11 protein-coding genes are annotated in these 14,111 nt (G+C 74.8%); 4 read left to right on the top strand and 7 right to left on the bottom strand.

What is annotated here, in order from left to right:
• Nucleotides 1–50 precede the first annotated feature (50 nt).
• The 3 genes from ACIPYQ_RS33630 to ACIPYQ_RS33640 all read left to right on the top strand — a co-directional run bounded on the left by ACIPYQ_RS33630 (nucleotide 51) and on the right by ACIPYQ_RS33640 (nucleotide 3,474).
• A complete protein-coding gene (locus ACIPYQ_RS33630; RefSeq protein WP_401257848.1) occupies nucleotides 51–1,109 on the top strand; it encodes an aminotransferase class V-fold PLP-dependent enzyme in 1,059 nt (352 codons plus the stop codon).
• Nucleotides 1,110–1,151: 42 nt separating this feature from the next.
• Nucleotides 1,152–2,237 (top strand): amidohydrolase family protein, encoded by a 1,086-nt coding sequence (locus ACIPYQ_RS33635; RefSeq protein WP_362232347.1) that lies wholly within the window; start codon nucleotides 1,152–1,154, stop codon nucleotides 2,235–2,237.
• 292 nt (nucleotides 2,238–2,529) lie between these two features.
• Entirely contained in the window at nucleotides 2,530–3,474 is a 945-nt protein-coding gene (locus tag ACIPYQ_RS33640) for an SCO1860 family LAETG-anchored protein (RefSeq protein WP_401257849.1), read from the top strand.
• A gap of 106 nt (nucleotides 3,475–3,580) precedes the next feature.
• Here the strand turns inward: ACIPYQ_RS33640 and ACIPYQ_RS33645 are convergent, their stop codons facing one another.
• On the bottom strand, nucleotides 3,581–4,813 hold the full coding sequence (locus ACIPYQ_RS33645) for a CapA family protein (RefSeq protein ID WP_401257850.1): 1,233 nt from the start codon (nucleotides 4,811–4,813) through the stop codon (nucleotides 3,581–3,583).
• A gap of 188 nt (nucleotides 4,814–5,001) precedes the next feature.
• Nucleotides 5,002–6,423: an Rv2231c family pyridoxal phosphate-dependent protein CobC gene (gene cobC / locus ACIPYQ_RS33650; RefSeq protein ID WP_401257851.1), complete on the bottom strand. Its 1,422-nt coding sequence runs from the start codon at nucleotides 6,421–6,423 to the stop codon at nucleotides 5,002–5,004.
• 104 nt (nucleotides 6,424–6,527) lie between these two features.
• Between cobC and ACIPYQ_RS33655 the strand changes: the two genes are divergently transcribed.
• The gene (locus tag ACIPYQ_RS33655; protein ID WP_401257852.1) at nucleotides 6,528–7,253 is read left to right on the top strand and encodes a ZIP family metal transporter; all 726 of its coding nucleotides are present in this window, start codon (nucleotides 6,528–6,530) and stop codon (nucleotides 7,251–7,253) included.
• 2 nt (nucleotides 7,254–7,255) lie between these two features.
• Here ACIPYQ_RS33655 and ACIPYQ_RS33660 read toward each other — a convergent pair whose 3' ends face one another.
• The 5 genes from ACIPYQ_RS33660 to ACIPYQ_RS33680 all read right to left on the bottom strand — a co-directional run bounded on the left by ACIPYQ_RS33660 (nucleotide 7,256) and on the right by ACIPYQ_RS33680 (nucleotide 14,099).
• Nucleotides 7,256–8,743, bottom strand: a complete 1,488-nt coding sequence (locus tag ACIPYQ_RS33660) for a cobyrinate a,c-diamide synthase (protein ID WP_401257853.1) — start codon at nucleotides 8,741–8,743, stop codon at nucleotides 7,256–7,258.
• Complete coding sequence (gene cobO, locus ACIPYQ_RS33665) at nucleotides 8,737–9,336, bottom strand: cob(I)yrinic acid a,c-diamide adenosyltransferase (protein ID WP_319731803.1); 600 nt, start codon at nucleotides 9,334–9,336, stop codon at nucleotides 8,737–8,739. Before cobO ends, ACIPYQ_RS33660 begins: the two co-directional genes overlap by 7 nt.
• Complete coding sequence (locus tag ACIPYQ_RS33670; protein WP_401257855.1) at nucleotides 9,336–11,477, bottom strand: putative cobaltochelatase; 2,142 nt, start codon at nucleotides 11,475–11,477, stop codon at nucleotides 9,336–9,338. Before ACIPYQ_RS33670 ends, cobO begins: the two co-directional genes overlap by 1 nt.
• A 106-nt stretch (nucleotides 11,478–11,583) precedes the next feature.
• Nucleotides 11,584–13,143, bottom strand: coding sequence for a cobyric acid synthase (locus ACIPYQ_RS33675; protein ID WP_401257857.1), 1,560 nt, complete (start codon nucleotides 13,141–13,143; stop codon nucleotides 11,584–11,586).
• Nucleotides 13,140–14,099: a cobalamin biosynthesis protein gene (locus ACIPYQ_RS33680; RefSeq protein ID WP_401257859.1), complete on the bottom strand. Its 960-nt coding sequence runs from the start codon at nucleotides 14,097–14,099 to the stop codon at nucleotides 13,140–13,142. Before ACIPYQ_RS33680 ends, ACIPYQ_RS33675 begins: the two co-directional genes overlap by 4 nt.
• Nucleotides 14,100–14,111 lie beyond the last annotated feature (12 nt).

Consider the following 14,111-nt stretch of genomic DNA (forward strand, 5'->3'; position numbering starts at 1 on the left):
CGGGTAACCGGCAATGGATTTCGGGTCGTTCCTGCCGCAGAGTTGACGGTATGGATCTTCTCGACGAAGCAACCCGTGCCGAGTTCGCCCACTCCACCGCCTATCTCAACACCGCCAACTGCGGGGTGCTCCCGCGTTCCGCCGTCGCGGCCGTACGGGAACTGGCCGAGGCGGCGGGGGCCGGCGTCCCCGCCGGCTTCGGCGACTTCGACCGCGTGAACCGCTCCCGGGCCGCCTTCGCCCGCCTCGTCGGGGTGGACACCGAGCGGGTGGCCGTCGGCTCGGCCGTCTCCACCCACGTCGGGCTCGTCGCGGCCTCGCTCCCGCCCGGCGCCGAAGTCCTGTGCCCGGAGGGTGACTTCGCCTCCGTGATCAACCCCTTCGTGGTGCGGGGCGACCTCAAGGTCCGCTTCGCGCCGCTGGAGTCCCTGGCCGAGGCCGTCGGCCCGGACACGGCCCTGGTCTCGCTGAGCGCCGTGCAGTCCTCGGACGGGCGGCTGGCCGACCTGCCCGCGGTGCGCGCGGCCACGGCGGCGCACGGGGCCCGGATGCTCGTGGACGCGTCCCAGGCGGTGGGCTGGCTGCCCTTCGACGCCTCGCCCTACGACTACACGGTCGCCGTCGGCTTCAAGTGGCTGCTCGCCGTCCGCGGGGCCTCGTTCCTGACCGTGTCGCAGGAGGCCCAGTCCACCCTGACCCCGCTGCACGCCGGCTGGGTGGCGGCCGAGTCCGTGTGGGACTCCACCTATGGTCCGATCTCGCAACTGGCGCACGGCGCGCGGCGGTTCGACGAGTCCCCGGTCTTCCTGGCCTACCACGCGGCAGAGGTCTCGCTGGCCCTGATCGAGCGGATCGGCATCGAAGCCATCCACGCCCACGACACCGCCCTCGCCGCCCGCTACCGGGCCGGTCTCGCCCGCCTCGGCCACGAGCCCGTACCCGGCGGGGCCGCCATCGTCTCGGTGCCGGGCCTCGCGGACCGGCAGCCCGCCCTGCAGGCGGCCGGCATCGCCACCTCGGCCCGCGCCGGCGCCCTGCGGGCCTCGTTCCACCTCTACAGCACGGAGGCGGACGTGGACCGGCTGCTGGACGTCCTCTCCGCCTCCTGAGGCGGACGGCGCGCACGCGCGGGGCGCACGTACAGTGCCGCCATGAGTGATGTGCTGCACGTGAAGGGGCGGGTGCTGGTCGGGCCCGACGAGGTCCGCGACGAGCTCTGGGTGGTCGGAGGGCGGGTCTCCTACGAGCGCCCGCCCGGGGCCCGCGAGGTCACCACGGTGTCGGGCTGGGCGCTGCCGGGGCTGGTCGACGCGCACTGCCACGTGGGGCTGGACGCCCACGGACCGGTCGACGCCGCGACCGCCGAGCGCCAAGCCCTCACCGACCGGGACGCCGGCACCCTCCTCATCCGCGACGCCGGATCGCCCTCCGACACCCGCTGGATCGACGACCGCGAGGACCTGCCGAAGATCATCCGCGCCGGCCGGCACATCGCGCGCACCCGCCGCTACATCCGCAACTACGCGCACGAGATCGAGCCGTCCGACCTGGTCGAGTACGTCGGCCGCGAGGCGCTGCGCGGCGACGGCTGGGTGAAGCTCGTCGGCGACTGGATCGACCGCGACGCCGGGGACCTGGCGGCCTGCTGGCCGCGCGCCGAGGTCGAGGCGGCCATCGCCGAGGCGCACCGGCTGGGCGCCCGCGTCACCGCGCACTGCTTCGCCGAGGACTCGCTGCGCGACCTGGTCGAGGCGGGCATCGACTGCATCGAGCACGCCACCGGCCTCACGGAGGACACCATCCCGCTGTTCGCCGAGCGCGGGGTCGCGATCGTCCCGACCCTCGTGAACATCGCGACGTTCCCGAAGATGGCGGCGGGCGGCGAGGCGAAGTTCCCGCGCTGGTCGGCGCACATGCGGCGGCTCCACGAGCGGCGCTACGACACCGTACGGGCCGCCTACGACGCGGGCATCCCCGTCTACGTCGGCACCGACGCCGGGGGTTCCCTGCCGCACGGCCTGGTCGCGGCGGAGGTGGAGGAGCTGGTGAAGGCCGGGATCCCGGCGCTGGACGCCCTCTCGGCCACGGCCTGGGCGGCGCGCGAGTGGCTCGGCAGGCCCGGCCTCACGGAGGGGGCGCCGGCGGACCTCGTCGTCTACGGCGCCGACCCGCGGGCCGACGTACGCGCGCTGGCGCAGCCGCTGCGGGTCGTCGTGAACGGCGAGGTCAGGGCCTGAGCCGCGGCTCGGCGTCCTGTTGACGCCGCGTGACACAGAGGGCCCGTCGGTCGTTGAAGACGCCCGGACGGGCCCTCCGTCTGTGAAAGGAGGGAACTCGCGTTCCTCCTGAGGTCTCCTGAGGTGCCACAAATCGAATACATGGATGGAAACCACCCTTTGGGGTGAACTCACGTCAGGTTGCCACCCGTTCACTCACAGTGCGTAAAAATTCCGGGGTCGAGGCCGTCGGCGCGCGCGATGTCCCCCATTGGCAGCGCGACGGCACCCATCTCCCCGGGGGTTCCACACCTTGAACAGCAACACCTTCCGCATGCCCGCGGCCGTTCTGCTCGCCACGGGAGCGATGGCCCTGCTCACCGCCCCGCCCGCCGCCGCCACGGGAGGCGGCGGAGCCGGGGCGGGCGGCGAGGGGAAAGCCGGAGCCGTGGTCCTGCGCGCCGGGCTGGACGTGGGTCTGCTCAACAAGACCGTGCACGTACCGCTGGAGGCGACCCTCAACGAGGTCAGTGCACCGGCGACGGCCGAGAAGACCGCGCTGACCGTCACCCTGGACGGGGTCGAGGGGAACAGGCCGGTCAGCGTCCTGCGCGCCGACGTGGCCACGTCCAAGGCGACCGCGGACAAGAACCGGGCCGAGGCGGAGGCCAACCTCGCCAAGGCCACGGTGCACGTGCCCGGACTGCCCCTGCTCTCCCTCGTCGAGGTGGAGAAGGTCACCTCCAAGGCCGTGTGCGAAGCCGGCAGGAAGCCGGTGGCCAGCGCGAACGTCCTCGGGAAGGTGACGGCGCTCGGCAAGAAGGTCACGCTGTCGGCGGGCGGCCCCACCAAGCTGGAGGTCCCGGGCGTCGGCGTGGTCCACCTGGAGCTGTCCGGTACGCAGACCACCTCCACGACGGCCGCCGCGGCCGCGCTCCGCCTGAAGGTGTCGGTGAACCCGCTGAACCTGAACGTGGCGCAGGTGGAGGGCGAGATCGTGCTCGCCGAGGCGCACTGCGAGACGCCGGCGGGCCCGGCGCCCTCCTCGGCCCCGCCGGCGGCGAACCCGGACATCAAGCCGCAAGCCGGGACGGGGACCGGCTCCGGCTCCGCCATCGCGTCCGGTGTCACCGCCGATGCCAACCTGGCCGAGACCGGCGGCGGTTCACTGACCCCCTACGTCGCCGGCGGGGCGCTCTTCCTGCTCGGCATCGGCGGGGTCGCGCTCCTGGTGACCCGCCGGGGCAGGGCCTCGTAGGACCGCCGGCCGGATCCGGGCCCGGGCCTGGGCCCGGATCCGGACCCGCGCGGGCCGCCGCCCCGAGGAGCACACGGAGGGGAGTGCTCGGAGGGTGGCGTGCGGCTCAGCGCGTGGCGTGCTCCAGACCCTGCCCGCCCGCGCCGCGCGACAGCACGGCCTCGGTGACCTGCTGGTCGATCCGGGCGTACTCGCTCCGCTTCGCGGCGGGCAGGGAGGTGTCGGAGGCCGCGCAGGAGGCGCAGACGACACGGAACGGCGGCCCCATGTCCGAGTACTGCGTGAGGTATTCGGCCTTCACCACCTCCCAGCGGCCGGGGTGGGCCGCCGCCGGGGCGAAGGTGAAGCGGGGGACCGAGGACTGGTTGCCGCGCAGTTTGTCGGCCGGTACGAAGCTGGCGACCTGATCGCCCATCCCGAAGACCACCCACGTGCCGTTGATCTTCTCGTAGGGCTGCGGCACGTGGTTGTGCGTGCCGATGATCAGATCGATGTCGGGGAGGCCGTCGGCCGAGCGGGAGGCGGTCAGCGCCTGCGCCAGTTCCTTCTGCTGCTCGTCGGGCGCCGTCTGCCACTCGGTGCCCCAGTGGACGCTGAGCACGACCACGTTCGCACCGCCGGCCCGGGCGGCGCGGGCGTCGGCGATGATCCGGTCCTTGTCGATCAGGTTCACGGCCCACGGCTTGTCCTGGGGGAGCGGGATGCCGTTCGTGCCGTACGTGTACGAGAGCTGGGCGACCTGCGCCCCGCCGGCCGCGAGCCGCGCCGGGGCCTTGGCCTCCTCCGCACTGCGGGCCGAGCCGACGTGCGGGATGCCGACCCGGTCGAGGTGGTCCAGGGTGCGGACGAGGCCCTCGTAGCCGTCGTCGAGCGTGTGGTTCGAGGCGGTGGAACAGCCGTCGTACCCGGCGTCCTTGAGGGCGTCCGCCAGCTGGTGCGGGGCCTTGAAGGTGGGATAGCCCGTGTAGGGGCCGCCGGGGCGCCCGTACGGTATCTCGTGGTGGCATATCGCCAGGTCGGCGGCGGAGACCAGGGGTTTGACCCCGGCGAGTATCTTCCGGAAGTCGTACTCCCCGGCCTTCCCGGCATCGTCCGCGGACCGCTGGACGATCGACGGGTACGGGATGATGTCGCCGGTCGCCACCAGGGTGAACGGCCCGTGCCCCGGCCGGGTGGGCGCGGGGGACGTGGCGCTCGGCGCCGGGACGGGCTCGCCCCGCAGCCGCTGCTCCGCAGCCGTCCCCCTGCCGTCGTCGAGGAGCCGCGGCGCGGCGAGGACCCCGCCGCCGATCACCACCAGCCCCGCCAGGCCGACCCCTATCCGCCCCGCCACCTTCATGGCCCCCCCGTCCTCCGATCGTCCCGCCATCGTAGGCGCGACCGACCCCTCCGGCCCGGCGACCCGGCCCCGGGCGGTTGCGGGTGTGCCGCTGCGCGGGCCGATCCCCGACCCGCCCTTCCACCGTTCCGCCCCCGGCCAGGCCCGGCCGCAGCCGCCTGGCCCGGCCGCAGCCGCCCGGCCCCGGTTCAGTGCGCGGCGAGCGCCAGGGCGTGGTCCAGGGCCTGGAGCAGCCGGCCCGTCGTCGCCCGGTCGCGGACCGCCAGCCGCAGCCAGGAGCGGTCCAGCCCCGGGAAGGTGTCCCCGCGGCGGACGGCGAAACCGAGGGCGCGCAGCCGGGTGCGGACCTCCGAGGCGCCCGCCACCTGGATCAGCACGAACGGTCCCTCCGCCACTCCCACGACCGTCACCTCGTCGAACTCCGCGAGTCCGGCCAGCAGATGGGCCCGGTCCACCGCGATCCGCCGCGCCGCCTCCTCCGCCTCGGCCAGGGCCGCCGGAGCCACACAGGCCTCGGCCGCCACCAGAGCCGGCGTCGACACCGGCCACAGTGGCTGTGCGGCCGACAGTTTCGCGATCACCTCCGGCTCGGCCAGCACGTAGCCGATCCGCAGCCCCGCCAGCCCCCAGGTCTTCGTCAGGCTCCGCAGCACCACCAGCCCCGGCAGGTCCGTCCGCCCGGCCAGGGCCTCCCGCTCGCCCGGGACCGCGTCCATGAACGCCTCGTCCACCACCAGGATCCGGCCCGGCCGGGCCAGCGCGGCCAGCGTCGCCGCCGGGTGCAGGACGGACGTCGGGTTGGTCGGGTTGCCGATCACCACCAGGTCCGCGTCCTCGGGCACCGCCGCCGGGTCCAGCCGGAAGCCGTCCTCCGCCCGCAGCACCACCCGCTCCACCCGGTGGCCCGCGTCCCGCAAGGCCGCCTCCGGCTCGGTGAACTGCGGATGCACCACCACCGGCCGTACGGCGCCCAGAGCCCGCGCGATCAGGACGAAGGCCTCCGCGGCCCCCGCCGTCAGCAGCACCCGCTCGACCGGCAGCCCGTGCCGGGCCGCCACCGCCGCGCGGGCCGCCCGGCCGTCCGGGTAGGCGGCGAGGTCCCCGAGGGAGGCGGCGATCCGCTGCTTGAGCCAGGCCGGCGGGGTGTCCGCCCGTACGTTGACCGCCAGGTCCACCAGCGCGGAGCCCGCGTCGACCACCTCGGCGTCGCCGTGGTGGCGCAGGTCGTGCGCCTGCGCCGTGGCCACCGCGCAAGTGGCCGCCACCGACCGTCGCTTGGGCACGAGGAGTTCCCCGCCCGCGGCGAGGGCCGCGGCCTCCGCCACCGAGGGGGTCCCGGTGACCGTGCGCGCCGCTTCGGAGGGGTGCGGCACGGCGATCGCGGCCAGCTGTTCGGCGGGGTATCCGACGAGGGGTACGCCGAAACGTTCCGCCGCGCCCGCGATCCCCGCCTCGCCCACCTTCGAATCCACCGTGGCCAGGGCCGTGACCGCCTGCGCGGTCAGCCCGGCCCCCCGCAGCGTCTCCTCGATCAGGGCGCAGACCTCCGCGACGGAGACCCCCGCGCGTCCGCCGACCCCGACCACCACGTGCGTCGTGCAATCGCCCACCGGGAGTCCTCTCTCCTTGGTCACCGTCACCACGTCAACACTCCGATGCCCGCCACCCGCGCACGGACGTGCGCGCGACGCGAGGAGTCTGTATTCAGGGGCACATGGCCGTGATCGTGGCGTTGGGTGCGTTCCTGATGACCCTGGCGGGCGGATGGACGGCGCAGCGCGTCACCGACCGCCGCCACCTCGTGCTGGGCCTGGCCGGCGGGCTGATGCTCGGCGTCGTCGGCCTCGACTTGCTCCCGGAGTCCCTCCACGCGGCGGGCGACGAGGTGTTCGGCGTCCCGCTCGCCCTGCTGCTCTTCGTGGCCGGATTCCTCGTCACCCACGTCGTGGAGCGGCTCCTGGCGGTCCGCCAGGCCGCGCACGGCGCCGAGGACGGCGTCCGCGTCCCGCAGGTCGGGCTCACCGCGGCCGCGGCGATGGTCGGCCACAGCCTCGCCGACGGAGTGGCCCTGGGAGCGGCCTTCCAGGTCGGCGGGGGGATGGGGGTGGCCGTGGCGCTGGCCGTCATCACCCACGACTTCGCCGACGGGTTCAACACGTACACGCTCACCAGCCTCTACGGGAACGACCGCCGCAAGGCCCTGATGATGCTCTTCGCGGACGCCGTCGCCCCGGTCGTGGGCGCGGCGTCCACTCTGCTGTTCACCCTTCCGGAGGAACCCCTCGGCGCGTACCTCGGATTCTTCGGCGGGGTCCTGCTCTACCTCGCGGCCGCCGAGATCCTGCCCGAGGCCCACCACAAGCACCCCGCCCTGTCCACGCTGATGTGCACGCTGGGCGGGGTGGCCGGGATCTGGCTCGTGGTGGGCATCGCGGACTGATCTCACGGCCGGGCCGCCGCCGCTTCGACGAAGCGGAGCGCGACGGACGGCTCGGCCGCCCAGTGCGTGTGCAGGTAGCTGGCGTGCACACCCTGCTGTACGAAGCCCTCGACGCGGCGTTCGGGGTGCGTGAACCCCCACGCCGGCGCGGCCCCGGCGCCCGGCTCTATGACCGTCCGGTGGAACTCGTGCCCGCGCAGCCGGGTGCCGTTGGCGGCGAGCGCGCTGTCCGACACCGCGACCGCCTCGCGGTAGCCGAGGGTGAGCCGCTCCGACATCCGGGCGTCGGCGTCGAGCACGCCGCACATGGGCTTGCCGTCCAGCGACCGTGCGAGGTACAGCAGCCCGGCGCACTCGGCGGCCACCGGGCCGCCGGCCTCGGCGAACCGGGCCACGGCCTTGCGGAGCGGTTCGTTGGCGGACAGCTCCGGCGCGTACACCTCGGGGAAGCCGCCGCCGATCACCAGGCCGGTGGTGCCCTCGGGCAGCGCCTCGTCCCTGAGCGGGTCGAAGGTGACGACGTCCGCCCCGGCCGCGGTGAGCAGCTCCGCGTGCTCGGCGTACGAGAACGTGAACGCCGGCCCGCCGGCGACGGCGACGATCGGCCGTATCGCGGGGTTTGCGGCTGCAGCGCCGTTGCTGGGGCTCCGCCCCAGACCCCGCGCCTCAAACGCCGGCGAGGCTGGTTCTTCCAGCCCGTCCGGCGTTTGAGGACCGGGGTTCGGGGCGGAGCCCCGAGTGCCCGCCAGGGCACGTTCCGCGTCCCAGGCCTCGCAGGGCAACGGCGGTGCGGTCCTCGCCAGGGCCATGAGGGCGTCCAGGTCGCAGCCCTGGCGGACCTGCTCGGCCAGCGCCGCCACGGCGGCCACCGCATCCGCACGCCGCTCGGCCACCGGCACCAGGCCCAGGTGCCGCGAGGGCGTGGCCACCTGCGGAGCCCGTCGCAGGACGCCGAGCACCGGCATCCCCGCCTCCTCCAGGGCCTCCCGCAGCATCACCTCGTGCCGGTCGGAGCCGACCTTGTTCAGGATCACGCCCCCCAGCCGCACCTGCGGGTCGAAGGACGCGAAGCCGTGGACGAGCGCCGCCACCGACCGCGACTGCGAGGAGGCGTCGACGACCAGCACCACCGGCGCCCGCAGCAACTTCGCGACCTGGGCCGTCGACGCCAGTTCGCCCCGGCCCGCCGCCCCGTCGTAGAGCCCCATCACGCCCTCGACCACGGCGAGGTCGCACCCGGCCGCCGCGTGCGCGAACAGCGGAGCGACCAGCTCCGGCCCGCACATGAACGCGTCGAGGTTGCGCCCCGGCCGGCCGGTGGCCAGCGCGTGGTAGCCGGGGTCGATGTAGTCGGGCCCGGCCTTGTGCGGGGACACGGCGAGGCCGCGCTCCGAGAACGCCGCCATCAGGCCCGTGGCGACGGTGGTCTTGCCGCTGCCCGACGAGGGCGCGGCGATGACCAGCCGGGGAACGTGGAACGAGGTCACCACTCGATGCCCTTCTGGCCCTTCTGGCCGGTGTCCATCGGGTGCTTGACCTTGGTCATCTCGGTGACGAGGTCCGCGAACTCCACCAGCTTCTCCGGCGCGTTGCGGCCCGTGATCACCACGTGCTGCGTACCGGGACGGTTGCGCAGCACCTCGATGACCTCGTCGACGTCGATCCAGCCCCAGTGCATCGGGTAGGCGAACTCGTCCAGCACGTACAGCTTGTGCGTCTCGGCCGCCAGATCGCGCTTGACCTGCTCCCAGCCCTCCTTGGCCGCCTGCTCGTTGTCGAGCTGCGCGTCCCGCTGGACCCAGGACCAGCCCTCGCCCATCTTGTGCCAGGCGACCGCGCCGCCCTCGCCGGAGGCGCCGAGCACCTTGAGCGCGTTCTCCTCGCCGACCTTCCACTTCGCCGACTTGACGAACTGGAACACCCCGATCGACCAGCCCTGGTTCCAGGCGCGCAGGGCCAGCCCGAAGGCCGCCGTGGACTTGCCCTTGCCGGGGCCGGTGTGCACGAAGACGAGCGGGCGGTTGCGGCGCTGGCGCGTCGTGAGTCCGTCGTCCGGAACGACGGACGGCTGTCCCTGAGGCATTACGCGGCCCTCCTGTTGCTGTCGGATGTCACTGCGGTACGTACGTTCCTCACGAGCCCGGCCAGCGAGTCGGCGCGCAGCCCGTCGAGCGTGACGGCGGGTCCGCCGAGGTCGGCGGCCAGTACGCCGGCCAGTCCCAGCCGGACCGGCCCGGACTCGCAGTCCACGACCACCGAGGCGACGCCACCGGCCTGCAGCAGCCGCGCGCTGCGGCCGGCGAGTTCCCGCGGGGTGCTGTCCGTCCGGCCCGCGGCGGTCCCGGCCGCGGTGGCCCGGCCGTCGGTGACGACCACGAGCAGCGGCCGGCGCGAGGGGTCCCGCAGCCGCTCGATCCGCAGGACCTCGTGGGCCTTCAGCAGCCCGGCGGCCAGCGGGGTGCGGCCGCCGGTGGGCAGCTGCTCCAGCCGGGCCGCGGCCGCGTCCACCGAGGAGGTCGGGGGCAGCGCCAGCTCGGCGGTGGCCCCCCGGAAGGTGATCAGGCCGACCTTGTCCCGGCGCTGGTAGGCGTCCAGGAGCAGCGACAGCACGGCGCCCTTGACCGCGCTCATGCGCCGACGGGCGGCCATGGAGCCGGAGGCGTCGACGAGGAAGAGGACGAGGTTGCCCTCGCGGCCCTCCCGGGTGGCCTGACGCAGGTCGTCCTTGCGGATGACGAGCCCGCGCCCGTCCCGGCCGCGGGCCCGCTGGTGCGGGGCGGCCGCGTGCACGGTGGCCATCAGGTGCAGCTTCGTCAGGTGGCCGCGGGGGCGCTGGGCGCCGGTGGTCCGGCCGTGCGCGGTACGGGCGCGCGAACGGCGCCCGGCGGCGCCCTCGCCGAGACCGGGCACGCTCAGCATCTTCGTCCGGAACGGCTCGGCGGCCCGTACGGCGGCCTGCTCGGGCCCGCCGGCATCCTGGGCGGAGGGCTGTGGGGACTCGGGGGCGTCCGAGGGGGCCTCGGCGGGCGCCTCGGTGGGTCCGCCGGTGTCGGTGGAGTCCGCCGGGGCGTCCGAGCCCTGGGGGCCGCCGCTCTGCGGGGGCACCCCGCCACCGCCGTCGGGGCCACCGCCGTTGTCGTCCGGGCCCTCGGAATCCGGGTCGGCGTCCGGGTCCGGGTTCGGCTCGGGCTCCGGGTCGGGATCGGGCTCCTCGTCGGGGAACTGGTCGAGGATCTGGTCCAGCTTGTCCTCGTCCAGGCCCGGCGCGTCGAAGGGATTGCGGCGCCGCCGGTGGGGGAGCGCCAGCAGCGCGGCCTGCCGGACGTCCTCCTTCAGCACGGTGGTCCGGCCCGCCCAGGCGGCCAGCGCGGTCGCGGTGCGCGCCATCACGATGTCGGCGCGCATGCCGTCGACCTCGAAGCCGGCGCAGGTCGCCGCGATCTGCAGCAGCGCCGTGTCCCCGAGCACGACCTGCGGGAGCAGCGCCCGTGCGGCCACCACGCGGGCGCGGACCTCGTTCTCGTCCCCGGCCCAGCGGGTGGCGAAGCGCGCGGGATCGTCCTCGTACGCGAGCCGGCGGCGCACCACCTCCACGCGCTGGGCGGGCTCGCGGGAGGCGGCGACCTCGACGGTCAGCCCGAAGCGGTCGAGCAGCTGCGGGCGGAGCTCGCCCTCCTCGGGGTTCATCGTGCCGACGAGCAGGAAGCGGGCCGCGTGCCGGACGGAGACGCCCTCGCGCTCCACGTACGAGGCGCCCATGGCGGCGGCGTCCAGCAGCAGGTCGATCAGGTGGTCGTGGAGGAGGTTGACCTCGTCGACGTAGAGGATCCCGCGGTGGGCGTCGGCGAGCAGACCGGGCTCGAAGGCCTTCACGCCCTCGGCGAGGGCCCGTTCGATGTCGAGGGCGCCGACCAGGCGGTCCTCGGAGGCGCCGACGGGCAGCTCCACCATGCGGGCGGGCCGGGCGCTGCCGGGGCCGGGCCCGTGCGGGCCGTCGGGGCAGGCCGGGTCCGGCGCGGCCGGCGCGCACGAGAACCGGCAGCCGGGCACGACGTCGACCTGCGGCAGCAGGGTCGACAGCGCGCGCACGGCGGTGGACTTGGCGGTTCCCTTCTCGCCGCGCACGAGCACACCACCGACCGCCGGGCTCACGGCGTTGAGCAGGAGCGCCAGCCGCAAGTCGGCTTGGCCGACCACTGCGGTGAACGGATAGGGCGTGCTCATGCGTTGCTCACTCCTTGGAAGATGGTGCGGACCGTTGCCGGGGCTCCGCCCCGGACCCCGCGCCTCAATCGCCGGCGGGGCTGGATCTTGCAGGCCCGGCGGCCCGTCATGGTGCGCCCGGCGGGAGGAAGGGGAGGCCCGCGGGGGCTCCGCCCTCGATGAGCCGCAGCAGCGCGTCCGTGTCCGCGTGCTCCTCGATCAAGTCGCCCAGCAGGTCGAGCTGTTCCTCCCGCAGGGAGGCGAAGGAGGTGTCCGGCGCCGGCACGAACCGGCGCCCCGCCGCGGAAGCCACCTCACGGAGGAACGCGCGGCGGAAGCCGTCCGATTCGAGCGAGCCGTGCCAGTGGGTGCCCCACACCGACCCGACCCGGCAGCCGTCCAGGAAGGGCTCCCCGCCGAGGACCTCTGCCACGCCGTGGTGGATCTCGTACCCCTCGACCGGCTCCCCGAGCGCCGAGCCCACCGGCCGAGCCAGGGTCTTCTCCCGCTCGAAGCGGACCCGTACGGGGAGCAGTCCGAGGCCGTCGACCTCGCCCGCCCGCGATTCGACCTCGTCCGAGATCCGCTCGCCCAGCACCTGGAACCCGCCGCAGATGCCGAGCACCGGCCGTCCCTCGGCGGCCCGCCGCAGCAGCGCGTCCGCGAGCCCGCGTTCGCGCAGCCAGGCGAGGGCCTTCACCGTGCCCCGGGTGCCGGGTACGACGACCAGGTCCGCGTCGGCCAGTTCCTCGGCCCGGTCCACGAACCGCACCACGACCCCGGGCTCCGCCGCGAGCGCGTCGACGTCCGTGAAGTTCGACATCAGCGGCACCGCGCACACGGCGACCCGCAGCACGTCCTCGCCGACGGGCGGGGCCACCACGGACTCCCGTACCGCGCCCCGCAGGGAGACCCTCAGGCCGTCCTCCTCGTCGATGCCCAGCCCGTGCTGGAAGGGCAGCACCCCGTACGTGGCCCGTCCGGTCAGGCCGCGCAGCATCTCCATGCCCGGCTCCAGCAGCGACACGTCGCCGCGGAACTTGTTGACCATGTAGCCGGCGATCAGCGACTGGTCCTCGGGAGAGAGCAGCGCCGTCGTCCCGAAGAAGGACGCGAAGACCCCGCCCCGGTCGATGTCCCCGACCACGACCACCGGGAACCGTGCGGCCCGCGCGATCCCCATGTTCACGATGTCGGTCCGGCGCAGGTTGATCTCGGCCGGACTTCCGGCGCCCTCGCAGATCACGGCGTCATACGTGCCCCGCAGCTGCTCCAGGCAGTCCGTGACGATGCCGAGCAGCTGCTCCTGCCTGCCACCGTGCAGCGCCTTCCCGGGGGACGACCCCCCAGACCCCCCGAAGAACCCGCGGGCGCTCATCTCGCCCACCGGCTTGCCCAGCAGCACCACCTGGCTGCTGCGGTCGCTGCCGGGCTTGAGCAGCACCGGGTTCATCAGCGCGGTCGGCTCCACGCGGGCCGCCTGGGCCTGCATCGCCTGGGCGCGCCCGATCTCGGCGCCCTCCCGGGTGACGAAGGAGTTCAGCGACATGTTCTGCGCCTTGAAGGGCGCCACCTTCACGCCCTGGCGGGCCAGCCAGCGGCAGATGCCCGCCGTGACCACGCTCTTGCCTGCGTCCGACGTGGTTCCGGCGACCAGGAGTCCGCCGCCGAGCTTCGCGCCGCTCATCGACGTCCCTTCCTCGTCCTGCCCGAGACCAGCGTCCGGGCCGCCACACAGGCCCCGAGCGCCAGCCAGGTCACCTGTCGCGACAGCCGTACCGCCCGTTCGATGTCCGCGACCTCCACCGGCCGTCCGGCCTCGCCGTTCAGCACCGCCCGGTGCTCGACGCGGCCGCCGTACGCGAGGGTGCCGCCCAGCCGTACGCCGAGCGCCCCCGCGAAGGAGGCCTCGACGGGCCCGGCGTTCGGGCTCGGATGCGCCGCCGCGTCCGCGCGCCAGGCCCGTACGGCTCCCCGCCGGTCGGGGCCGGCCAGTACGGCGGCGGCCGCCGTCAGCCGGGCGCCCGGCCAGCCCGCGAGGTCGTCGAGGCGGGCGGAGGCCCAGCCGTAGCGGAGGTAGCGGGGGGACTTGTGGCCGACCATCGCGTCCAGGGTGTTCACGGCGCGGAAGGCCAGCAGCCCGGGGACTCCGGCGACGGCGCCCCACACCAGGGCCCCGACCACCGCGTCGGAGGTGTTCTCCGCGACCGACTCCACGACGGCGCGGGCCATCTGCTGCCCGTCCAGGGACTGCGGGTCGCGCCCGCACAGGTGCGGCAGCCGCTCCCGGGCCACCTCGGTGTCCCCGGCGGCGAGGGCCCCGCCGATGGCGCGGGCCTCCCGGCCCAGCGAGGTGCCGCCGACGACGGCCCAGGTGGCGGCGGCGGTGAGGGCGATACGGGCGGCCGCGGGCCGGGAGCGCACGGCGCGGGCGCCGAGCGCGCCCACGGCGGCCGCGCCTCCGGCGCACGCCAGGGTGTGCACGAGGCCGCGGGCGCGGTCGTCGCGCCACAGGGCGCGTTCGACGGCGGCGGCGGCCCGTCCGAAGGCGGCCACGGGGTGCCCTCGGCGGGGATCCCCGAGGATCCGGTCGCCGATCAGGCCCGCCGTGGCGCCGTACGCGAAGACGCGATCGGCACGCATGGTGGCAGGTAT

Source organism: Streptomyces sp. NPDC090045 (assembly GCF_044747975.1).
In the GTDB taxonomy this organism is placed as follows: domain Bacteria; phylum Actinomycetota; class Actinomycetes; order Streptomycetales; family Streptomycetaceae; genus Streptomyces.